The following is a 22,034-nucleotide window of genomic DNA, read 5'->3' as shown; positions in this document are numbered from 1 at the left end:
TCCTCACCCGTTTGCAGTAGCCGGGTCGACCGGCCCGTGGGCCCGTCGTCAGCTCGGGGCCGGTCGGGAGCATTCCCGGCCGGATCGCCGTGTCGGGGCCGGTAGTTGCCCTGAACTGGCCGCCGGATGCTCTCGCCCTGGGTGATCGCGGCCAAGTAGGCTGACGCCCACTCATGACACGGACATGACCGGCTGGGGCGGTGGGCCATGAACGCACGTACCGTACGAGCGACCGAGCCGGAATGGGCGGGCGACGACCAGGAGTGGTGGGACTGGTACATGTCCCTGGCGGTCAACCTTCCCGGGCCGGCCGGCGTCCCGGTCGAGGCGCCGCGCCCCCGGCCGGTGCGGCCCGCCACCCCGGGGGAAGTGGCGGGGGCGCTCCACCAGCCGTACCTCCTGTCGGAGCGGGAGGTCGAGCGGTTCCGCCGCCGGGGCCACGTCCGGCTGCCCGAGGTGATCCCGCCCGCCGTGCTGGCCGCGCTCGCCGAGCGGACCGACCAACTGCTCGGCGCCACGCACGGGTTGGCCAATCCAGGCCGCTTCCTGGCGCTGGAACAGCTCTGGCTGACCGACCCGCTGCTGCGCAGCGTCGCGCTCTCCCGCCGGCTCGGCGACATCGCGACCCGCCTGCTCGGAGCCGGCCCGGTGCGGCTCTACCACGACAACGTGCTCTCCAAGGAGCCCGGCTGCGGCCGGACGCCCTGGCACCGGGACGCCGACCACTACCCGCTCGACTCCCCGTCCGTGTGCACCAGTTGGATCCCGCTGCACGAGGTGCCGACCGAGATGGGGCCGCTGGCCTGCCTGGACCGGACGGCCGTGTCGCCCGCGCTGGCGGCCGCCCCGGCGGTCGCCGACCGGGCGTACGACGGCTTCGTCACCGCCGCCCTGCGGGCCGACGGGGTCACCCCGGTCCCCGCGCCGTACCGGGCCGGGGACGTCTCGTTCCACGCCGCCGACTGCTTCCACACCGCCGGGCCGAACCGCACCGACACCCCGCGCCGGGTGCTCTCCGCCGCCTACTACGCCGACGGCACCCGGGTGGTGGCCCGGCCCACCGCGATGAGCGGCCGGTGGACCGACTTTCTGCCCGGCGTCGCCCCGGGCGGGCTCGCCGCCTCACCGCTCAACCCGGTGGTCGGTGCGCTAGGTTGACGTCCCGTCCGACTCCGACGTGGTACGGGTGGCGATCCAGTCCTCGGCCTCGCCGTAGGCCCGGTCCAACGGGCCGAGCAGCGGTCCCTCGGCCGGCACCAGGGCGTCCGCCCCGAGGTGGTCGGCCAGCCCGGTCCGGCGGAGCACGGCCAGGTGGGCGGGCTGCAGGCCGGCCACCACCAGCCGGCCGCCTTCGGCGTGCAGGGAGTCGGTGTAGCGGCGCAGCGCCTTGACGATGGCGGAGGACGGGATGTCGGGCGCGGCCCGGACCGCCAGCACCAGCACCGCGTTCCTGGCCCCGGTCACCTCGGGCAGGTCGGCCCGCAGGGTGGGGAGTTCGGCGAACAGGCTGGTGCCGTCGTACTCGAGCACGGTGACCTCGCCCGGCGGCAGCCGGTCGGGGACGGGACGGGTGAACCAGCGGCCCTGCGGGTCCCGGACCAGCGCCACGAAGCGGGCCCGGCGGGCCGCCTGGACGCAGTAGAGCAGCAGCGAGAGCACCGCACCGATCACGATCGCCTGCTGCAGCGGCAGCTGGGTGGTGGCCAGGAAGGTGACCGCCATCGCGGCGCTGGAGAGCTTCGAGGTGCGCAGGACGAGCAGGACGTCCTTCCGCTTGCCCCAGATCAGTTCGCCGCCGACCACCAGGATCAGGCCACCGATCACCGGCATCGGGATCCGCTCGGCGAGCGAGCCGACGGTCAGCACCACCAGCGCCAGGAACACCCCGGAGACCACCCCGGCCCAGCGGGTCCGGGCCCCGGCGGAGGCGGCGACGCCGGTCCGGGACAGCGAGCCGCCGGAGGGCAGGGCCTGGAACAGCCCGCCGCCGAGGTTGGCGACGCCCTGGGAGACGAAGTCGCCGTTGACGCCGGAGCGGCTGCCGTCCGGGTTGGGCATCGAGGGCGCGATGCCGGCCGCCTGGGCGAGCGCGACCAGTGCCACCGAGAGCGCGCCGCCGAGCAGATGGGGCATCGCACCCCAGGACGGGGCGGTGAAGGAGGGCAGCGCGGCCGGGATGGCGGCGATGTCCCTCACCAGCTCGACGTCGGTGCCGAGGGCCGCGACCAGCAGGCTGACCGCGACCATCGCGATCAGCAGGGCCACCGACTCCAGCCGCCGGGCGGTCCGGGCCAGCGCCCAGACCACCACGGTGGCCACCGCGACCAGGGTGGCCGCGAGTTGCCAGTCCCCGACGTGCACCAGCCAGTCGACGAGCTGGGTGAGCTTGTTGTGCCCCTGCGGCCGGTAGCCGGTGGCGTCCTTGAGCACGCCGGTGACGATCTGCAGGGCGATGCCGGTGGAGAAACCGACCATCACGGCGTTCGAGACGAAGGCCAGCACCACGCCGAGCCGGAGCAGCCCCAGCAGCAGCATCAGCCCGCCGACCAGCACGGTCAGCGCGGCCACGTTGCCCAGGTCGTGCGGGTCGAGTCCGGCGTCGGTCAGCACGCTCTGGCCGGTCAGCGCGATGGCGCTGGTGAGGGTGGTGACCATCAGGACGGTCGGCGCGGTCAGCGAGCCCAGGATCGGCGGCACCACACCCGCGTACAGGCCGGAGACCGGGTTGAAGCCCGCGATCGCGGCGTACGCCATGCCCTCCGGGATGGAGAACAGGCCGGTCACCATGCCGGAGACCAGGTCGGCGGGCTTCGGCCGGCCCAGCCGGGCGGGCAGTGCGCGGGCCCGCCGCGCCGGTCCGCGCAGATCCGGCCCCTTCACCAGAGCCCGGAGATCGCGTCGCCGAGGTACTTGGCCCCGAGGACGGCCAGCACGGCCGCCATGATCGCGCCGTTGTGGACCGACATCCAGGCCTTCCACTCGCCCAGCAGGTGGGTCGCGCGGTCGCCGCCGACCAGGTACACCCCGACGGGCAGCAGCGTGCAGAGCGAGCCGATCAGCACCATCAGCACGGCGGCCACCGTCTTGCCGCCGGTGCCCGCCGAACTGGTCGCGATCGACACCGCGCCGCCGACCGCCAGCACCAGGTTCTTCGGGTTGGCGGCCACCAGGACGGCGGCCAGTCCGGCCGACTTGGCGGCGGTGAAGCGGTCCACGGCCTGCATCCACTTCGGCGGCGCGGACACGTGCCCCTCGCGCGGCCGGCCCCGCCACTGCTTGGCGGCCAGGACGACGAACAGTGCCCCCAGGCCGAGCTTGAGCCAGTACGCCCAGGTCGGCTTCTCCCCGTCGTCGGTCAGTCCGCTGCCGAGCGTCACCACCGCCGCGACCAGCACCGCCAGGGTCCCCAGCCAGCCGACCGTGAACGCGATCCCGTTCACCCGCCCGCGCGGTGTGGCCAGCATCAGGATCACCGCGATCAAGGGCACCGGGCTGATCGCGATCCCCACCGCCGACGACAGCATCGAGCCGATCGCCTCACCCATGGCCTGCCCCTCTCCGCCGGACGGGGCCGTCCGCATCGGCTACGCCCCGTCAACACCCTGGTCGCAGGCGGTGGGAGGTGCGACCGCTGCCCGCCGAACGGGTGAGCGGCCCGGCCGTGGTCCTGAGGGAGGGTCAGCCTGCGGCCGGCCGGACCACGGCGTGCACCCGGGCGGCGTGGATCCGGTCGATCGCCTCGTGGTGGAGCAGCGTCCGGGCCCGCTCGATCCGGCGCAGCGTCAGATAGGCGTGCGGCGTGGCGCCGTAGGCCAGCCGGAACTGCCGGCCGAACTCCTCGGTGGCCAGGTCCGCGCTGCGGGCGAGTGCCACGACGTCCAGCGGCAGCGCGTACTCGCGGTCGATCCGGTCACGGACCCGGCGCAGCCGGGCGAAGTCGTGCAGGCGCTGCGCCGCGCTGCGGGCGAGTGCCCAGGCGGGACGGCACATGGTGGGACCCCCTTCGACGGTGTCGGACTTCGGCGGTGTCGGACGGCTACCGGAGCTCCTGGAAACGGACCATGTTCCCGGCGGGGTCGCGGACGGCGCAGTCGCGGATGCCGTACGGCTGCTCGGTCGGCTCCTGGACCACCTCGGCGCCGCCGCCCCGGAGCTTCCCGAAGACGCCGTCGAGGTCCGGGGTGGCCAGCAGGATCCAGCCGTAGGTGCCCTTGGCCATCATCTCGAGGACGGTCCGGCGCTCGTCCTCGGTGATCCCCGGGTCGACGGCCGGTGGGGCCAGCAGGATCGAGGTGTCGGGGCGACCGGCCGGGCCGACGGTGATCCAGCGCATCCGGCCCTGGCCGACGTCGCTGCGGACCTCGAAGCCGAGCAGGTCGCGGTAGAAGGCGAGCGAGGCGTCCGGGTCGTCGTGCGGGAGGGCCGTGGTGTGAATGGTGATGTCCATGGAGATCACGCTAGCCGCGGGCCGGTGGGGGCCGCTTCTCGAATCCTGACCGGTTCGGGCGGGCTGACGGACCGTCGGCCGTCCGCACGGCCCCGTGCGCCCCGCCGGGGTCGAACGGAGGAGCGGACCGGCCGGGCGGGATCACCGATCGGCCGTCCGCCGGTGGGCGCTCGGCGTAGCCTTCCTGCATGGCAGAGAGCAAGGTCACCGGGCCCGGGCGGGCAGCGAAGCCGGAGTCGCGGTTGGCGATGGTGCGGCGGGCACGGAAGATCAACCGGGAGCTGGCGGAGGTCTATCCGTACGCGCACCCGGAGTTGGACTTCGAGAACCCCTTCGAGCTGCTGGTGGCCACCGTGCTGTCGGCGCAGACCACCGACCTGAGGGTGAACCAGACCACCCCGGCGCTGTTCGCGAAGTACCCGACGCCCGAGGACATGGCTGCGGCGGTCCCCGAGGAGTTGGAGGAGATCATCCGGCCGACCGGGTTCTTCCGGAACAAGGCGCGGTCGCTGATCGGGCTGTCGATCGCGCTCCGGGACGACTTCGGGGGCGAGGTGCCGGGCCGGCTGAAGGACCTGGTCACGCTGCCCGGGGTGGGGCGGAAGACCGCCAACGTGGTGCTCGGCAACGTCTTCGGGGTGCCCGGCATCACCGTGGACACCCACTTCGGACGGCTGTCCCGGCGGTTCGGCTGGACCACCGACGAGGACCCGGTCAAGGTCGAGGCGACGGTGGCGGAGATCTTCCCGAAGTCCGAGTGGACCATGCTGTCGCACCGGGTGGTCTTCCACGGCCGCCGGATCTGCCACGCCCGCCGCCCGGCCTGCGGGGCCTGCCCGATCGCCGCGCTCTGCCCGTCGTACGGAGTCGGCGAAACCGACCCCGGAAAGGCCGCGAAGCTGCTGAAGTACGAGAAGGGCGGCCAGCCGGGCCAACGGCTCAGGCCGCCGGCCGACTACCCGGGGGAGCCGGCCAGGCCGGCCGGGACGGTGGAGGTGTCGGAGTGACGGGGCTGGCGGAACTGATCGAGCGGGACGGGCTGCCGCCCTGGCTGCTGCCGGTGCGGGAGGCGGCCGAGACGGTCCGGCCCGAGCAGCTCAGCCGCTTCCTGCCGCCCGCCCGGGGTGGCAGGGCGTCGGCCGTGCTGGTGCTGTTCGGTGACGGTCCCTCGGGCCCCGACCTGCTGCTGATCGAGCGGGCCAGGGCGCTGCGCTCGCACGGCGGCCAGCCGTCCTTCCCGGGCGGGGCGCTGGACCCGGCGGACGGCGATCCGGCGACCGTCGGCCCGGTGGCCGCCGCGCTGCGCGAGGCGGAGGAGGAGACCGGCCTCGACCCGGCCGGGGTGCAGGTGTTCGCCACCCTGCCCGCGCTGTACATCCCGGTCAGCGACTTCGTGGTGACGCCGGTGCTCGGCTGGTGGCGCCGGGAGACCCCGGTCGCGCCGGTCGACCCGGCCGAGACCGGCGCGGTGTTCCGGGTCCCGCTGACCGAGCTGACCGATCCGGCCAATCGGGCCCGGTTGCGGCATCCGTCCGGCCACGTCGGCCCGGCCTTCGAGGTCGCGGGCCGCCTGGTCTGGGGCTTCACGGCGGGCGTGATCGACCGGGTGCTGCACTTCAGCGGCCTCGAACGGGAGTGGGACAGCTCCCGGACGCTCAGCCTGTAGCCGCCGACGCACATGCGGGAGTTCTGTGCGGTCGCCCGGTGTACCGCCGTTCGGGCGTCGGCCCGTGGGAGGGTAGCCGGGTGAATGTCCTTGATCTCCTGCTGATCGCCGCCGCGCTGGGTTTCGCCGTCACCGGCTACCGGCAGGGCTTCGTGGTCGGCGTGCTGTCGGTGCTGGGGTTCCTGAGCGGTGGCCTGATCGCCGTTCAGCTGCTCCCGCTGCTGCTCCGCCACCTCGACCCCGGCACGGTGGCCTCGGTGGTCGCCGTCGTGGTGGTGATCGTCTTCGCCGCGATCGGCCAGGCGGTGACCACCCACTTCGGCTGGAAGCTGCGTGGCCACATCGGCCGGCGCCCGACCAGGGTGCTGGACGCGGTCGGCGGCTCGGTGGTCAACGTGATCTCGATGCTGCTGGTCGCCTGGCTGATCGGCTCCGCGCTGGCGGGCACCTCGATGCCGACCGTCTCCAAGCAGGTCCGGAACTCCGAGGTGCTCGGCGGGGTGAAGTCCGTCCTGCCGGCGGACGCGCAGAACTGGTTCTCCGACTTCACCAAGGCACTGGCCAGGAACGGTTTCCCGCAGGTCTTCAACCCCTTCGAGCGGGAGTCGATCACCGAGGTCGAGGCGCCCGACCCGGCGCTGGCGGCCAGCCCGGTGGTGGCGAAGGCCCGGCTGAGCCTGGTCAAGGTGGTCGGCACCGCCACCGCCTGCGGCAAGACCCTGGAGGGCACCGGCTTCGTGTTCGCCCCGCACCGGGTGATGACCAACGCGCACGTGGTCGGCGGGGTGGACGAGCCGACCGTGCAGATCGGCGGCACCGGCCAGCTCTACGACGCCACCGTGGTCCGCTACGACTGGCAGCGCGACATCGCGGTGCTGGACGTGCCGAAGCTGAACGCCCCGGCGCTGGCCTTCGCCGACGAGGCGAACACCAACGACAGCGCGATCGTCGCGGGATTCCCGGAGAACGGCGCGTTCAACGTCCAGCCCGCCCGGATCCGCGGCCGGATCCAGGCCAAGGGCCCGGACATCTACCACCGCGGCCAGGTGGTCAGGGACGTCTACTCGGTGCGCTCGCTGGTCCGGCAGGGCAACAGCGGCGGTCCGCTGCTCACCCCCGACGGCCGGGTGTACGGGGTGGTCTTCGCCAAGTCGCTGGACAGTTCGGACACCGGCTACGTGCTGACCGCCGCCGAGGTGCGCGGTGAGGCGCAGGCCGGTGCGACCGCCGCCACCCGGGTGGACACCGAGGGCTGCGCGCTCTGACCCGACGTCACCCCGCGCACCTGCCGCGCTCGGCCGGTCCCGGCTGGTAGCGTCGCCCCGGGCTCACCCGTTCGGCTCAACAGCCCTGCGGTGCACCGGGTCCGACGGCAGGTCAGGCGCAGTACGGGGCATTGGAGGACGGCCGGTCATGATGGGTCACTCGCACGCGGTCAGCGGAGCGATGCTGTACGCGGGCACCGCGCCGTTCCTGGCGCCGATGCTGTTCGACGTCCACCTGGCGCCCGCCGACGTCATGATGGGGACCATCCTGGCGGCCGGGGCGGCCCTGCTGCCCGACCTGGACCACCACGACGGGACGATCGCCAACTTCCTCGGCCCGATCTCCAAGGTGCTCTGCCGCTTCGTGGCCTGGGCCTCCGGCGGGCACCGGCACGCCACCCACTCGCTGCTGTTCGTCGGGCTGATGGGCGGCGGCGCCTGGGCCGGCGTCACCTACCTGGGCCGCAACTTCACCCTGGGCCTGACGTTCTTCCTGCTCGCGATGGCGATCCGGGCGCTCCGGCTGCACCCGCCGGGCGACGGGCCGACGATGTGGATCACCATCATCGGCCTGTCCGTCCTGGGCACCTTCGGGATGAACAACTGGATGCCCAGCGCGCCCGGCTGGCTGCCGTACGCGGTCGCGCTGGGCACCCTGGCGCACCTGCTGGGCGACTGCCTGACGAAGAAGGGCGCGCCGCTGCTCTGGCCGCACAAGGAGCGCTACGAGGTGGTGCTGATCAAGCGCACCGGCAACTCGGTGGAGACCAAGGTGCTGGTGCCGATCATGTCGGTGGCGACCTTCGTGCTGCTCTGGTTCACCGCGGTCTCGCCGACCGTGCTGACCTGACGGCGGCTCACTCCTCGCGACGGAGGCGCGCCCCGACCCAGCGGGCGCGCCGCCGGAGGATCCGCGGGATGCCCATCGGGTGTGCCTCGGGCTCCCGCTGGCGGCCGATCCGGCCGTAGTTCTCGTACGCGTCCGGCCAGTGGCCCGGCGCGGGCTGCCGACCGGGGCGCGGCTCGGCGTGCGGTTCGGCCTGTGGTTCGGAGTGCTGCGAGCTGCTGGTGCGGCGGCGTCGGCGCGTGACAGCTTCGCGGTCGGGCATCCAGGTCATACCGGATGGATGCCCGCCCTTCGGGCACCGTAACCGCGACCGGATGACCCGACTGTCCTATGCACTTGTCATATGAACATGCGTCAAGTCCGGTGCGCCGGAGCGCCGTCGGCGCTCAGCCCTGGTGCTCCTTGACCCACCCGATCAGCTCCGCCGAGAACTCGGCCGGCGCCTCCTCGTGCGGGAAGTGCCCGACCCCCGGCAGCAGCCGCCAGCGGTACGGCGCCTCGACGAACTCGCCCGCGCCCAGCGCGGTGTGCGAGAGCAGCACCGGGTCGGCCGCGCCCTGGACGTGCAGGGTCGGCGCGGTGATCGGCTTCTTCATCCGGCGGGCGAACTGGATGCCGTCCGGCCGCGCCATCGAGCGCAGCAGCCAGCGGTAGGGCTCGATCGAGCAGTGCGCGGTGCTCGGGATCTGCACCGCCTGCCGGTACGCGTGCAGCGCCTCGGCGTCCGGCTGGTTCGGCCCGCTCCACTCGGTCAGGTAGCGCCCGACCAGGGCCGCGTCGTCCGCCACCAGGCGGCGCTCCGGCACCCAGGGGCGCTGGAAGTTCAGCACGTGGTCGAAGGCGGCCATCTGACGACGGTCCGTCAGCAGGGCCCGGCGCAGCTGCCGGGGGTGCGCCGCGGAGACCACGGTCAGGCTGCGGATCACCGAGGGGCGCATCACCGCCGCCACCCAGGCCAGCGAACCGCCCATGGCGTGCCCGACCAGGTGCGCCTGCCGTTCGCCGAGCGAGCGGATCACACCGGTGATGTCCAGCGCCAGGTTGCCGGGGTCGTAGCCGCGCGGGGTGCGGTCGCTGCCGCCGACCCCGCGCAGGTCCAGCGCCACCGCCCGGAAGCCCGCCTCGGCCAGCGCGGCCAGCTGGTGCCGCCACGCCCACCAGTACTCCGGCCAGCCGTGCACCAGCAGCACCAGCGGGCCCTCACCGGCCTCGGCGATGTGGAACCGGGCGCCGTTCGCCGCCAGGTCGCGGTGGTTCCACGGTCCGGCCGAGCGGAGCTCCCACGGGGTCTCGGTGATCTCGGTCCTCGGGGTACTGGCCCGGGAGGGCATGGGCATCTGGTCCAGCGGCATACCGAGAGCCTGTCACACCCGGTTGCCGAACGCGTCCCCCGGCACCCAGCGGTGCTGTGAATGCTCTGTGACAAGTGCCCCGCCCGGTCGTCAGGGGCGGCGGCCCAGGCCCCGGTCGATCTCCTCCTGGGTGGCCGGGCGCGGCCGGGCGTTCTTCAGTACGTCGGCGGTCTTCTGCGCGCCCTCGATGGTGCGGTGCGGCTTCTCGATCTTCTTGAACGAGCGCAGCGCCAGCAGCCCGAGCAGCGCGGCCAGCAGCAGGTAGGCCCCGGCCACGATCAGGAACGACCAGCCGAGGGTCAGCCCGAGCGCCTGCAGCCCGTACGCGGCGGCGAAGCTCAGCATCGGCACCGCGGCGAGCGCGACCACGCCGGCCACGACCAGCGAGACGCCGCCGGAGACCCCGCGCTTGACGTCCTGTCGGATCTCCGCCTTGGCGAGCGCGATCTCGTCGTGCACCAGGGCGGACAGGTCGGCGGTGGCCGCCGCGAACAGCTGCCCCACCGAACGCTCGCCCTCGTAGGGCGCCCGGCCGTCGCTGGTCGGTTCTGCGGTTCCTGCGGGCATCAGCGGTTCTCCTTCACGAGGCCGGGCAGTTGCGGTGGCGGGGTTAGTGCCGACAGCTCTGAATCATGCCCCTACCGGCCAGTCCGGCACCACTCCGGGGCGCCCCTCGGGCGACGGCGTGTCACCTGACGGGCTCTCAGCGTGCCGTCCCGGTCAGTGCGCGGGCTGCTGGTAGACGTCCGGGATGCCGTCGCCGTCCGAGTCGAGGTTCTCCTCGTCGACCAGCTCCCGGTAGTGCCGGTTGCGCAGTTTGAGCAGCACCGTGGCGACCAGCGCGCAGAGCAGCGAGCCGACCAGCACCGCGGCCTTGGCCCGGTCGGCCAGCGCCGGGTCGTCCGGGAAGGCCAGTTCGCTGATCAGCAGCGAGACGGTGAAACCGATGCCGGCCAGGGTCGAGACCGCGAACAGGTCGGCCCACTTGAGCTGCGGGTTGAGCTCGGCCCGGGTGAACCTGGCGGCCAGCCAGGTGCCGCCGAAGATGCCGACCGTCTTGCCGACCAGCAGGCCGAGCACGATGCCGAGCGGCGCCGCCTGGGTGAACACCTCGCCCAGCGCCGGGCCGGTGATCGCCACCCCGGCCGCGAACAGCGCGAACACCGGCACCGCGAAGCCCGCCGAGAGCGGCCGGACCAGGTGCTCGATGTGCTCGCCGGGTGAGACCTTCTCGTCGTCCACCCGGTGGCAGCGCAGGATCAGGCCCATCGCGACGCCGGAGACGGTGGCGTGCACCCCGCTCTCGTGCATCAGCGCCCAGATCAGGAAGGCCAGCGGCAGGAACAGGTACCAGCCGCGTACCCCGTGCCGGTGCAGGAACCAGAACAGCACCAGGCCCGCCAGCGACAGCCCGAGCGCCCAGAACTTGATACCCGAGCTGTAGAACACCGCGATGATCAGGATCGCGATCAGGTCGTCCACCACGGCCAGCGTGAGCAGGAACGCCCGCAGCGCGGACGGCAGGTGACTGCCCACCACGGCCAGCACGCCGAGCGCGAAGGCGATGTCGGTCGCGGTCGGGATGGCCCAGCCGGCCGGGTGCCCGCCCGGGCCCGAGTTGGCCACCGCGTAGACGATCGCGGGCAGCGTCACGCCGCAGACCGCCGCCACCACCGGCAGCATCGCGGCGCTCGGGGTGCGCAGCTCCCCGGCGACGAACTCGCGCTTGAGCTCGATCCCGGCCACGAAGAAGAAGATCGTCAGCAGCCCGTCCTTGGCCCAGGCGTCCAGGCTGAGGTCGAGGTGCAGCGGCGAGGACGGGCCGACGGTGTACTCGCGGACGCTGTCGTACGAGCCGGGCCAGAGGTTCGCCCAGAGGAGTGCCGCGGCGGCGGCCAGCAGCAGCAGGATGCCGCCCACGGTCTCGGTGCGCAGCGCGTCGGTGAGGTACGTCCGCTCGGGCAGCGAGAGCCGTCCGAGGAACTGACGGCGAGTCGGGGTGGGCGGCGGCGTGGCCACGACGGGGGACCTCCAGGCGGGGAGCGGGAAACGGATACACCGGTGGTGCGGTGCCGACCAGTCTTCCCGGCGCGCCTCAGAAATCTTGTTGTGTTTTTGACAGCCTATCGGGTGGCTGCAGGGAACCTCGAGGCGGTGTCCGGTTCGCCCATTTTATGAGGCGATCCGACTTCCGCTCGGAGAGCCGACGGCCGGCCGCCGCGCGCCCCTCGCGTGCGCTCGCTCGGATGGCCGCCGCGCGGTGCGGCCGGACGGTGGCGTTCCTATCGTCAGGGGCATGTGCCGTCCGGACCGGGCGGCTTCTCCCGATCCCGGAGCTCTTGATGCCCAGTCAGATAACCGACCGGCTCCTCGCACCCTTACCCGCCCTCTCCCCGGAGCTGGCGCAGTTGCTCCGGCCGCTGTTCAGCGGGGCCACGCCGACCGGCGGCATCGCGGTCGCCGTGATCCGGGGGAACGAGCGGACGGTGGTCTGCCGGGGGTACGCGGACCGGTCCGGCGCCCGGCCGGTGCGCGCCGACACCCGGTTCGCGCTCGGCTCGGTGACCAAGACCTTCACCGGCCTGCTGCTCGCCGAGATGGTGGCCAGGGGCGAGGTCGGGTACGAGGACCCGATCGACCGCTACCTGCCCGCCGAGGTGCTGCCCGGCTACCCGCAGGAGCGCCCGATCACGCTGCTGCACCTGGCCACCCACACCTCGGGCCTGCCCCGGCTGCCGGTCGGCCTGCTGCCCTCCGCGCTGCCGCGCTGGTTCACCGACCCGTACGCCACCTTCAGCCGCCCGCACCTGCTCCGGGCGCTGCCGAGGACGCCGGTCCGGGGCATGCCGGGGGCGCAGGTCCGGTACTCCAGCCTCGGCTGCGGGCTGCTCGGGCTGGCGCTGGAGAGCGCGGCGGGCATCCGGTACGAGGAGCTGCTGGCCAGTCGGATCTGCGGCCCGCTGGGTCTGATGGACACCTCCTGCGCGCCGGACCGGGAGCCCTCGCACGGCTACCGGCGAGGGCGCCGGGTGCCGTCGTTCCGGCTGCCGGCCCTGCCGGGGGCGGCAGCGCTCAGCTCGACGGCGGACGACATGCTGCGCTACCTGCAGGCGCACCTGGCGGTGGACGCGGTGCCGATCACGGAGCGCGGCGGGGCGGCCGCCGCGCTGAAGGCGGCGCTGCGGGAGGTCCGGCTGCCCAGGGTGGAGCGGCGGCGGTCCGGCGCGCGGATCGCGCTGACCTGGAACCACCGGGCACTGGACGAGGGCGAGCTGCTCTTCCACACCGGGGCCACCGGTTCGCTGCGCGGGCGCGGTGCGACGGCCGAGGCGTCCGGCGGCCGGGACGGCGGGGCCGCCTCGGCGGTGTTCGCCGGGTTCAACCCGGCGGCGCAGGTGGGGCTGGTCGCGATGGCCAGCACGCTGCCCGGGCTGCGGCGCCGGTTCACCCAGACCGCGTACGCGACGCTGCGGCGGCTGGCGGGCTGACCCCGGACACGGCACTGCGGCGGGGGCCTCGCGGGCCCCCGCCGCAGTGCCGGTGACGTCCGGTCAGCTGTGGTCCGAACCGCCCGGCAGCTGGGACTGGATCAGGTTCATCACGCTGCTGTCGGCGAGGGTGGTGGTGTCGCCGACCTCGCGGCCCTCGGCGATGTCGCGGAGCAGGCGGCGCATGATCTTGCCGGAGCGGGTCTTCGGCAGCTCGCTGACGATCTTGATCTGCTTGGGCTTGGCGATCGGGCCGAGGGTGCGGCCGACGTGGTTGCGCAGCTCGGCGACCAGCTCCTCGCTCTCGGTGGCGGTGCCGCGCAGGATGACGAAGGCGACGATCGCCTGGCCGGTGGTGGCGTCGGTCGCGCCGACCACCGCCGACTCGGCGACGGCGGGGTGGCCGACCAGGGCGGATTCGACCTCGGTGGTGGAGATGTTGTGGCCGGAGACCAGCATCACGTCGTCCACGCGGCCGAGCAGCCAGATGTCGCCGTCCTCGTCCTTCTTGGCCCCGTCGCCGGCGAAGTAGCGGCCCGGGAAGCGGGACCAGTAGGTGTCGATGTAGCGCTGGTCGTCGCCCCAGATGGTGCGGAGCATGGACGGCCACGGCTCGGTCAGCACCAGGTAGCCGCCGGAGCCGTTCGGCACCTCGTTGGCCTCGTCGTCCACCACGGTGGCGGCGATGCCGGGCAGGGCGCGCTGGGCGGAGCCGGGCTTGGTCTCGGTGACACCCGGCAGCGGGCTGATCATCATCGCGCCGGTCTCGGTCTGCCACCAGGTGTCGACGATCGGGGTCTTGTTGCCGCCGATGTGCTCGCGGTACCAGACCCACGCCTCGGGGTTGATCGGCTCGCCGACGCTGCCCAGCACCCGGAGGCTGGAGAGGTCGAACTTGGCGGGGATGTCGTCGCCCCACTTCATGAAGGTGCGGATCGCGGTCGGCGCCGTGTAGAGGATGGTGACGCCGTACTTCTGCACGATCTCCCAGAACCGGCCCTGGTGCGGGGTGTCCGGGGTGCCCTCGTAGATCACCTGGGTGGCGCCGTTGGCGAGCGGCCCGTAGACGATGTAGGAGTGCCCGGTGACCCAGCCGATGTCGGCGGTGCACCAGTAGACGTCGGTCTCCGGCTTGAGGTCGAAGACCGCGTGGTGGGTGTAGGCGGCCTGGGTCAGGTAGCCGCCGGAGGTGTGCAGGATGCCCTTGGGCTTACCCGTGGTGCCCGAGGTGTAGAGGATGAAGAGCGGGTGCTCGGCCTCGTGCGCCTCGGGGGTGTGCTCGGTGGACTGACGCGCGGTGATCTCGTGCCACCACACGTCGCGGCCCTCGGTCCAGCTGACGTCCTCGCCGGTGCGGCGGATGACCAGGACCTTCTCGACGCCGTCGACCTTGGTCAGCGCCTCGTCGATGGCGGGCTTGAGCGCGGAGGGCTTGCCGCGGCGGTAGCCGCCGTCGGCGGTGATCACCAGCTTGGCGTCGGCGTCCTGGATCCGGGAGGCGACGGCGTCGGCGGAGAAGCCGCCGAAGACCACCGAGTGGGTGGCGCCGATCCGGGCGCAGGCGAGGATCGCCACGACCGCCTCGGCGATCATCGGCAGGTAGACCGCGACCCGGTCGCCCTTGCGGACGCCGAGCTCCAGCAGCGCGTTGGCGGCCTGCGAGACCTCGTCCTTGAGCTGGGCGTAGGTGATCGAGCGGCTGTCGCCGGGCTCGCCCTCGAAGTGGATGGCGACCCGGTCGCCGTTGCCGGCCTCGACGTGGCGGTCCACGCAGTTGTACGCCACGTTGAGCCTGCCGTCGGCGAACCACTTGGCGAACGGCGGGTTCGACCAGTCCAGGGTCTCGGTGGGCTCGACCGCCCAGCTGAGGCGGCGGGCCTGCTCGGCCCAGAAACCGAGCCGGTCCTCGGACGCCTGCGCGTACGCGGCCGCGGTGACGTTGGCGTCGGCCGCCAGCTCCGCCGGGGGAGCGAAACGACGCTCCTCCTTGAGCAGGTTGGCCAGGCTCTCGTTGCTCAACGCGCACTCCTCATCGAGTTTCCATCTGCCGGGGGATCCCGTGCGGAAGGGATTGTCCCGTGTGTCCCAGCGCACAGCTCACCAGGCGAACCGGCCTGTTGACAAGAGGCACCGGAGAATTGGTGTAGACCTTTGACTGACAGTGGCCGACCGGTCGGTGCCGCGGCCGCCCCTCCGGGTCCCGGACCCGGGTGACGAGTCGCTGCGGCGGACCTTGACGGGGTGTCCGGGCGGTACTCCACTGACAGCACGGGTGGGGCCGAACGGCACCGGGCCGAACCGCGCCCGCCCTGGTGGGGGGACAGCCGTGTCCGGACTTCCCGCGAACAGTGACTCCGACCCCGAGCCCCGGCCGGGCGACTTCGCCGTGGTCCGGATGGGCGGCCGGGGCGGCCGTCTGATCAGGATCGGCCAGTGGTTGAACGGCGACGGATTCGCCGACTGGGAACACGCCTTCGTCCACGTCGGGAACGGCGAGCTGGTCGAGGCCCAGCCCGGCGGGGCCGAGCTCCGACCGCTCTCCGTCTACGACGGCCGCCCGATCCGCTGGTCGTCGGGGCGGATCCCGCTGACCGACGACCAGCGCCGGGCGGTGGTCGCGGCCGCCCGGCGCTACATCGGCACCCCGTACAGCGCGGCCGACTACTTCGCGCTGGCCGCGCACCGCTTCCACCTCCCGGTCGGGCTGCTGATCGGGAAGTACGTCGCCGACAGCGGGCACATGATCTGCTCCCAACTGGTCGACCAGTGCTACTGGGACGCCGGGGTGCACCTCTTCGCCGACGGCCGCTGGCCTGGCTACGTCACCCCGGCCGACCTGGCCGGCCTGCTGGACCCGTAACGGCGGGTGCGACCGGGGCGGGCCGGGCTGACGGCCGGTCAGGCCGCCAGGTCGGTGCTCTCGGTCGGGGCGGGCCCGGTCGGGACCCGCTGCTCCGAGACCGGGACGAAGCTGCGCAGCTCCGGGTCGAGCACGTACGCCTGGGCGTCGGCGAAGTCGAAGTACATGCCGACCAGCCGGAGGGTGCCCGCCGCGACCCGGCGCTCCACCGCCGGGTGGGCCAGCAACTGGTCCAACTGCTGGACCACGTTGGTGATGCCGAGCTGCTCCACCTCGCTGACCACCGGCCGGTCGGCGAACACCGCGGGGGCCCGGCGCAGCCGGTCCAGCGAACCCCGGCCGTTCCGCAGCCAGCGTCCGAGCGGGGTGGGCGGGCCGGGGTTCAGGTGCACGCCGTCCAGCAGGGCCTTCATCGCCCCGCAGCCGGAGTGGCCGCAGACGGTGATCGAGCGGACCTCCAGCACCTCCACCGCGTACTGCACGGCGGCCGCGACCGAGTCGTCGGCGGCGCCCGGCTCGTACGGGGCCGGGACCAGGTTGCCGACGTTGCGGACGGTGAACATGTCGCCCGGCCCGCTGCTGGTGATCATGCTGGTCACCATCCGGGAGTCGGCGCAGGTCAGGAAGAGCTGGGAGGGCGTCTGACCCTCCCGGGCCAGCCGGGCCAGCTCGGGCCTGACCAGGTGGGCGGTGTGCTGCTGGAAGCCGCGCACGCCGTCCAGCAGGCGGCCGTGCGGGTCGTCGGCGCCGGGCTCGATGCAGTGGTGGCCGCCCCAGGGCGTCCAGGCCCGGCAGCGGTGCGGGCCCGGCGAGCTGCCCGCCCGGACCGTGCCGTCCGGGTCCAGCACCTCCTCGTCGAGCTCGGTCAGCATCGAGACCCGGCCGCCCGACGCCTGGTGGCCGGACCGCCAGGTGTGCAACTGCTCGTAGGCCGCGTGGTCCAGGAACGAGCCGTCATGACTGACCGTCACCTGGGCGCCGGCCGGGATGTCGGCCAGCGCGCGGCTGAGCCGGGGCACCACCGCGAAGGTGAGCGGACCGTGCGTCCGCACCGTCCAGGAGCCGTCCGGCTCGGCCAGCACGTCCACATGGGCCCGGGTCAGCCGGTGGAGCGCCAGCAGGGCGGCGACCCCGCCGCCGAGCAGCACCCCGAGCGGGACGCCGAGCAGCACCACACCGAGCACGGTGGCCAGGTAGGCCGGGAACTCCCGGTGCCGGTGCACCCGCCGGATGTGCGCGAAGCTGACCATCTGGACGCCGACCACCAGCACCAGCGCGCCCAGGGCCGCCAGTGGGATCTGCCGCAGGCCACCGCCGAACGCGAGCGCGGCCACCAGCACCCAGACCCCGTGCAGCACGGCGGACCACCGACTGACGGCCCCCGCCCGGATGTTGGCGGTGCTGCGGACCGCGCCGCCGGCCACCGGCAGACCGCCGAGCAGGCCGGTGAGCAGATTGGCGAGACCCTGGCCGCGCAGCTCGCGGTCCAGGTCGATCGGGCCCGGCGCCTGCCGGCCGACCGCGACGGCGGAGAGCAGCGACTCCACGCCGGCCACCGCCGTCACCGTCAGCACGGCGGCCAGCAACACCGGCCAGTGCGCGCCGAGTTGGGCGAGCGAGGGCAGGGCGGCGAAGTCGTGCTGCTCCCAGGTCGGCAGCTCGACCCGGGCCAGCCGGAGACGGAGGGCGATCGAGAGCCCGGTGGCGGCGGCCACTGCGACCAGCGCGGCGGGCACCCGGGCGGCGACGGCGCCGATCCGGCCGGCCCGGCCGGGCAGCAGGCCCAGCCGGGGCCAGGCGAACAGCAGCGCGATCGCGAGCCCGCCGACCGCGAGCGCGGGCAGGTGCGGCCCGGAGAGCTGGCCGGGCAGTGCGATCAGGTTGGCCAGCGCGGCGCTCTGCGGCGATCCGCCGAGCACCACGTGGAGTTGGGCGATCGCGATGGTGAGCCCGACCCCGGCCAGCATGCCGTGCACGACGGCGGGGGAGACGGCCAGCGCGGACCGGGCCACCCGGAACGTACCGAGCAGGAACTGCAGCAGCCCGGCGCCCACCGTCACGGCGCAGGTGACCTGCCAGCCGAACTGGGCGATCAGACCGGCGATGATCACGGTCAGCGCGGCGGACGGGCCGGTCACCTGGAGCGGGGTGCCGCCGAGGGCTCCGGCGACGATGCCGCCGACGGCGGCGGCCACCAGCCCGGAGGTGAGCGGGGCGCCGGTGGCGAGCGCGATGCCGAGCGAGAACGGGACGGCGATCAGGAAGACCACCAGGGAGGCCGGCAGATCCCGGGCCGGCCGCCCGAAGCGGCCCGGCGGGGCGTGGTCGGTGGTGTCGGAGGCGATGGGTGCGGCGGAGACGTCGAAGGTCATGGTGTCCCGTCTTTCCGGGGGAACGAACGCAGTCAGGTCCGGGGAGGTGCTTCGGGGTCGGATCGGCTGTCGTGGGTCGCGACGGTGTGGCGGGGATGGTCGTGGGGTGCAAGCACGGCGGGGTCGGCTCGTCCACCCCTGGGACCATCAAGATTCGGTAAACCAAGAGTAATGAGATCTTTGCACAGCGTGAAATCGACGGACAGTGCTGCGCCCGGGATTCACTCCTTCGGGGAGTAGGCGAACCATCGGGAATGTGCAGAAGCGCACGGGGGCGGCCTCGGACTCCGAGGTCGCCCCGTGCGCTGCGGTCGGGCCGCCGGCCGGTCAGACGCCGGCCGCGTCCAGGTGCCCGGCGCCGAGCACGAAGCCCGGGTCCACCTGGGTGGCCAGGTCGATGCCGGTCTTGGCGTTGCCCCAGCTCTCCGCGTTGCGCAGGTGGAAGTGGACGGCCTGGCTGGTCCAGCGCTCCGGCTCGCGGGCGGCGAAGGCAAGCTCGGCCTGCTCCCTGAGCCGGGCCAGCACGGCCCGGTTGGCGGGCTCCAGCGTCCGCAGCTCGGGCTCGGCGCCCTGCTCCAGGCGGCGCACCCAGTCGGACTGGCCAAAGCAGGTGAGCAGGTCGTCACCGACCTCCCGGCGGAGGAAGGCCAGGTCGTCGGCGCCGCTCACCTTGTTGCCCACCACCTTCAGGGTCACCCCGAAGTCGCGGGCGTACTCCTTGTACTGGCGGTAGACCGAGACGCCCTTCCGGGTCGGCTCGGCGACCAGGAAGGTCAGGTCGAAGCGGGTGAACAGGCCGGAGGCGAAGGAATCCGAACCGGCGGTCATGTCGGTGACCAGGTACTCGTCCGGACCGTCGATCAGGTGGTTCAGCAGCAGCTCGACCGCGCCGACCTTGGAGTGGTAGCAGGCCACCCCGAGGTCCTGCTCGGTGAACGCACCGGTGGCCAGCAGCCGGACCGAGCCCTCGTCCAGCGCGACCGGCCGGGCGCAGGCGGCGTACACCGGATTCTCCTCGACGATCCGCAGCAGGCGCGAACCCCGGCCGGGCGGCGTGGTTTTGATCATCTGCTCGGCGGAGCCGATCAGCGGATTGCTGCCGCGCAGATACTCCTTGATCTCCGGCAGGTGCGCACCGAGCGAGGGCAGGGCGGCGGCCTGATCGTCCGTCAGCCCCAGGGCCGGCCCCAGGTGTTGGTTGATGTCGGCGTCGACGGCGATCACCGGGCAGCCTGCTGCGGCGAGGTGGCGGATGAACAGTGCGGACAGCGTGGTCTTCCCGCTGCCGCCCTTGCCGACGAAGGCGATCTTCATCTGAGACTCCGGCTCTCGGCCCAGCCGCTGGGCGGCTGAAGTTGTTGGTAATCGTTATCGTCACCGATAGCGCTCATGCTATCCGGGGTTTGGCCCACCGCGCGGGCGGGCAAGTCGGATTGCCTCGAACGGGTGATGGTGGGGTTGCTGTCGGGCCCTGGGGGAGGTGTTCATTACCCTCGGGTAGGTGACCACTGGAACAGACCCCCTCGCCCCGCTGGCCGAGCTCCCCGGAGTCCCCGAGGCCGTCGCGGAGGTGCGCAAGGCCGTCGACCGGCTGTACGGCCACCGGGCGATGCGCCGCCGCGCCGCCGAGGTGACCTCGGAGTCCGCCCTGCGCGGGGCCCGGGCCTCCGCCGCGCTGGACGGTGCCGACTGGCCGCTGGAGGAGGTGCGGCGCCGGACCGACTTCGGTGCCGACCCGGAGGCCAGGACGGTCGGCGGTGCGCTGCGGATCTCCGCCGAGGCGGGGCAGCTGCTCAGCGTCTGGCGGCATTCGCCGGTCCAGGTGCTGGCCCGGCTGCACCTGCTCGCGGTCGGGGACGGCGCGGCCGAGGCCGGCCGGCCCAGGACGGCGGGCGAGCCGGCCGACGAGCTGTTCCCGCTGGAGTTGACGATGGCCGAGGGGGTCGGGGCGGACGCCCCGCCGCCGCAGGCCGTCACGCTGCCGCCCGCTCCGCCCGCCGCGGAGGCGGCCGCCCGGCTGGACCAGCTGGCCCGGCTGCTGGCCGACCGCGCCGACCGCGCGCCCGGCCAGGGCGCCCCGGCGCTGGTGGTGGCCTCGGTGGTGCACGGCGAGCTGCTCGCGCTGCGGCCGTTCGCCTCGCACAACGGCGTGATCGCCCGGGCCGCCCAGCGGATCGTGCTGATCGCCGAGGGGCTGGACCCGAAGGCCATCTGCCCTGCCGAGGTCGGCCTGGCCGAACTCGGCACCGTGGCCTACCGGCAGGCCCTGCAGGGCTACTTGAGCGGTACGGCGGAGGGCATGGCGGCCTGGGTCACGCACTGCGGGCGGGCGCTGCGGCTCGGTGTCCGGGAGAGCACGGCGGTCTGCGAGGCGATGCAGCGCGGGATGGTCTGAGCCCCGACGCCTCGGGGCAACGAGTTGCGGCGGCGCCCGGTACTGCTGGGCGCCGCCGCTGGTACAGGTACCGGGTTACCAAGCATGCACCGTGATTGCCCATCAGGTGGGGATCTACTGCCCGTTCACCTGGTGCGGCGGCCCGACAGCGGGTCGGCTGCATGTGGGTGCTCAGTTATCTGTACTCGGTCCGTGGGGCCTGAACTGCGTTGTCGGTTTGACCTCTCAGGGTCCTGACCGGGTCTCGCGGGCCGTAAGTCCTTTCTACCGCGAAATCGGACAAAGGGGAACCCGAAACGGAAACTCTTTGGCCGGCTGCCCACGGTGACCGGACCGGGCTCAGGCAACCGGGCGGCGGCGCTTCGCGGCGTACCAGAGCAGCCCGGCGGTCAACGCGGCGGTGCCGACCGCGACCGCGAGCAGCACCGAGCGGCTGGGGGCGGAGAACTCGGGGAGCCGACGGCGGAGTTCGACCGGCCGGTCGAAGACCAGGATCGGCCAGTCCCGGGCCTGCGCCTCCTTGCGGAGGGCCCGGTCGGGGTTGACCGCGGAGGGGTGGCCGACCGCCTCCAACAGGGGCAGGTCGGTCGATGAGTCGCTGTAGGCGAAGCAGTTGGCGAGGTCGTAGCCCTCGCTCAGGGCCAACTCCCGGATCGCCGCCGCCTTGTTCTCGGCGTAGGCGTAGTAGTCGATCTCCCCGGTGTACCGGCCGTCCTCGACCTGGAGCCGGGTGGCGATCACGTGGTCCGCGCCGAGCAGCTGCCCGATCGGCTCCACCACCTCCGAGCCCGAGCTGCTGACGATCACCACGTCGCGGCCGGCCTGGTGGTGCTGCTCGATCAGCGAGGCGGCCTCGTCGTAGATGATCGGGTCGATCAGGCCGTGCAGGGTCTCGGCGACGATCTCCCGGACCTGCTGCACGTTCCAGCCCTTGGTGAGGGCGGACAGGTACTCGCGCATCCGCTCCATCTGGTCGTGGTCCGCGCCGCCGACCAGGAAGACGAACTGAGCGTACGCGCTCTTCAGTACGGCCCGACGGTTGATCAGGCCGCCCTGGTAGAACGGGCGGCTGAAGGCGAGCGCGCTCGACTTGGCGATGATCGTCTTGTCGAGGTCGAAGAACGCGGCGGTCCGCGTTGCTCCGAACGGGCGAGTCGCGGCGGTCACGGGGTCCGGCAGCGGCACCTGCGGGGCGCCGTCCGGCACCGAATCGCGGGCAGAGTTCTCGCCGTGGTCGGCGGTGTCGGCGTTCTCGGTGGTGTCCACGGGATCAGAGGATAGAGGGCTGGGCAAAAGACCCCGCCATATGGCGTACTCATGGCCGCTTGGGTTTGTGTTTCTG

General features: G+C 73.0%; 20 protein-coding genes. 8 read left to right on the top strand and 12 right to left on the bottom strand.

The features are described from left to right. Window positions 1-207 precede the first annotated feature (207 nt). Window positions 208-1,158: a phytanoyl-CoA dioxygenase family protein gene (locus OHV05_RS16175; RefSeq protein ID WP_405018306.1), complete on the top strand. Its 951-nt coding sequence runs from the start codon at window positions 208-210 to the stop codon at window positions 1,156-1,158. Here the strand turns inward: OHV05_RS16175 and OHV05_RS16170 are convergent. The 4 genes from OHV05_RS16170 to OHV05_RS16155 all read right to left on the bottom strand — a co-directional run bounded on the left by OHV05_RS16170 (window position 1,150) and on the right by OHV05_RS16155 (window position 4,447). Continuing rightward, window positions 1,150-2,880 carry a SulP family inorganic anion transporter gene (locus OHV05_RS16170; RefSeq protein WP_405018305.1) on the bottom strand — a complete coding sequence of 577 codons (1,731 nt, stop codon included), beginning with the start codon at window positions 2,878-2,880 and terminating at the stop codon, window positions 1,150-1,152. The two genes, OHV05_RS16175 and OHV05_RS16170, sit on opposite strands and share 9 nt — an antisense overlap. Continuing rightward, entirely contained in the window at window positions 2,877-3,545 is a 669-nt protein-coding gene (locus OHV05_RS16165) for a GAP family protein (RefSeq protein ID WP_405018304.1), read from the bottom strand. Before OHV05_RS16165 ends, OHV05_RS16170 begins: the two co-directional genes overlap by 4 nt. A 133-nt stretch (window positions 3,546-3,678) precedes the next feature. Then, window positions 3,679-3,990, bottom strand: coding sequence for an AraC family transcriptional regulator (locus OHV05_RS16160; RefSeq protein WP_405018303.1), 312 nt, complete (start codon window positions 3,988-3,990; stop codon window positions 3,679-3,681). Between the two features lie 46 nt (window positions 3,991-4,036). Beyond that, window positions 4,037-4,447: a VOC family protein gene (locus OHV05_RS16155; protein ID WP_405018302.1), complete on the bottom strand. Its 411-nt coding sequence runs from the start codon at window positions 4,445-4,447 to the stop codon at window positions 4,037-4,039. A 188-nt stretch (window positions 4,448-4,635) separates the two neighbouring features. Here OHV05_RS16155 and nth point away from each other — a divergent pair, with 188 nt between their 5' ends. The 4 genes from nth to OHV05_RS16135 all read left to right on the top strand — a co-directional run bounded on the left by nth (window position 4,636) and on the right by OHV05_RS16135 (window position 8,228). Further along, window positions 4,636-5,454: an endonuclease III gene (nth, locus tag OHV05_RS16150; protein ID WP_405018301.1), complete on the top strand. Its 819-nt coding sequence runs from the start codon at window positions 4,636-4,638 to the stop codon at window positions 5,452-5,454. After that, the gene (locus OHV05_RS16145; RefSeq protein ID WP_405018300.1) at window positions 5,451-6,113 is read left to right on the top strand and encodes an NUDIX hydrolase; all 663 of its coding nucleotides are present in this window, start codon (window positions 5,451-5,453) and stop codon (window positions 6,111-6,113) included. Before nth ends, OHV05_RS16145 begins: the two co-directional genes overlap by 4 nt. Before the next feature lie 80 nt (window positions 6,114-6,193). Next, entirely contained in the window at window positions 6,194-7,378 is a 1,185-nt protein-coding gene (locus OHV05_RS16140; protein WP_405018299.1) for a MarP family serine protease, read from the top strand. Window positions 7,379-7,526: 148 nt separating this feature from the next. Beyond that, the gene (locus tag OHV05_RS16135) at window positions 7,527-8,228 is read left to right on the top strand and encodes a metal-dependent hydrolase (protein WP_405018298.1); all 702 of its coding nucleotides are present in this window, start codon (window positions 7,527-7,529) and stop codon (window positions 8,226-8,228) included. A gap of 7 nt (window positions 8,229-8,235) precedes the next feature. Here OHV05_RS16135 and OHV05_RS16130 read toward each other — a convergent pair whose 3' ends face one another. The 4 genes from OHV05_RS16130 to nhaA form a co-directional block, all read right to left on the bottom strand. Then, complete coding sequence (locus tag OHV05_RS16130; RefSeq protein WP_405018297.1) at window positions 8,236-8,496, bottom strand: hypothetical protein; 261 nt, start codon at window positions 8,494-8,496, stop codon at window positions 8,236-8,238. A gap of 115 nt (window positions 8,497-8,611) precedes the next feature. Then, the gene (locus OHV05_RS16125) at window positions 8,612-9,556 is read right to left on the bottom strand and encodes an alpha/beta fold hydrolase (RefSeq protein ID WP_405021476.1); all 945 of its coding nucleotides are present in this window, start codon (window positions 9,554-9,556) and stop codon (window positions 8,612-8,614) included. Between the two features lie 111 nt (window positions 9,557-9,667). Further along, window positions 9,668-10,144, bottom strand: coding sequence for a phage holin family protein (locus OHV05_RS16120; protein ID WP_405018296.1), 477 nt, complete (start codon window positions 10,142-10,144; stop codon window positions 9,668-9,670). A gap of 153 nt (window positions 10,145-10,297) precedes the next feature. Beyond that, window positions 10,298-11,596, bottom strand: a complete 1,299-nt coding sequence (nhaA, locus tag OHV05_RS16115; protein ID WP_405018295.1) for a Na+/H+ antiporter NhaA — start codon at window positions 11,594-11,596, stop codon at window positions 10,298-10,300. 323 nt (window positions 11,597-11,919) lie between these two features. On the opposite strand from nhaA, the gene OHV05_RS16110 reads away from it, so the two are divergent. After that, window positions 11,920-13,065 (top strand): serine hydrolase domain-containing protein, encoded by a 1,146-nt coding sequence (locus OHV05_RS16110; RefSeq protein ID WP_405018294.1) that lies wholly within the window; start codon window positions 11,920-11,922, stop codon window positions 13,063-13,065. A gap of 63 nt (window positions 13,066-13,128) precedes the next feature. Here OHV05_RS16110 and acs read toward each other — a convergent pair whose 3' ends face one another. Beyond that, window positions 13,129-15,084, bottom strand: a complete 1,956-nt coding sequence (gene acs / locus OHV05_RS16105; RefSeq protein WP_405018293.1) for an acetate--CoA ligase — start codon at window positions 15,082-15,084, stop codon at window positions 13,129-13,131. A 307-nt stretch (window positions 15,085-15,391) separates the two neighbouring features. Between acs and OHV05_RS16100 the strand changes: the two genes are divergently transcribed. Further along, entirely contained in the window at window positions 15,392-15,925 is a 534-nt protein-coding gene (locus OHV05_RS16100) for a hypothetical protein (protein ID WP_405018292.1), read from the top strand. 38 nt (window positions 15,926-15,963) lie between these two features. Here OHV05_RS16100 and OHV05_RS16095 read toward each other — a convergent pair whose 3' ends face one another. Together OHV05_RS16095 and OHV05_RS16090 are read right to left on the bottom strand one after the other, a co-directional pair. Continuing rightward, window positions 15,964-18,297, bottom strand: coding sequence for a SulP family inorganic anion transporter (locus OHV05_RS16095; protein WP_405018291.1), 2,334 nt, complete (start codon window positions 18,295-18,297; stop codon window positions 15,964-15,966). 327 nt (window positions 18,298-18,624) lie between these two features. Continuing rightward, entirely contained in the window at window positions 18,625-19,611 is a 987-nt protein-coding gene (locus OHV05_RS16090; protein ID WP_405018290.1) for an ATP-binding protein, read from the bottom strand. A gap of 187 nt (window positions 19,612-19,798) precedes the next feature. Between OHV05_RS16090 and OHV05_RS16085 the strand changes: the two genes are divergently transcribed. Then, window positions 19,799-20,692, top strand: a complete 894-nt coding sequence (locus OHV05_RS16085; RefSeq protein WP_405018289.1) for an oxidoreductase — start codon at window positions 19,799-19,801, stop codon at window positions 20,690-20,692. Between the two features lie 339 nt (window positions 20,693-21,031). Here the strand turns inward: OHV05_RS16085 and OHV05_RS16080 are convergent, their stop codons facing one another. Beyond that, window positions 21,032-21,859, bottom strand: coding sequence for an HAD family hydrolase (locus tag OHV05_RS16080; protein WP_405021475.1), 828 nt, complete (start codon window positions 21,857-21,859; stop codon window positions 21,032-21,034). Between the last annotated feature and the right edge of the window lie 175 nt (window positions 21,860-22,034).

It is taken from the genome of Kitasatospora sp. NBC_00070, assembly GCF_045041205.1.
Taxonomy (GTDB): domain Bacteria; phylum Actinomycetota; class Actinomycetes; order Streptomycetales; family Streptomycetaceae; genus Kitasatospora.
The sequence above is the reverse complement of the archived record's forward strand: the minus strand, read 5'-3'. Positions and strand labels throughout refer to the sequence as shown.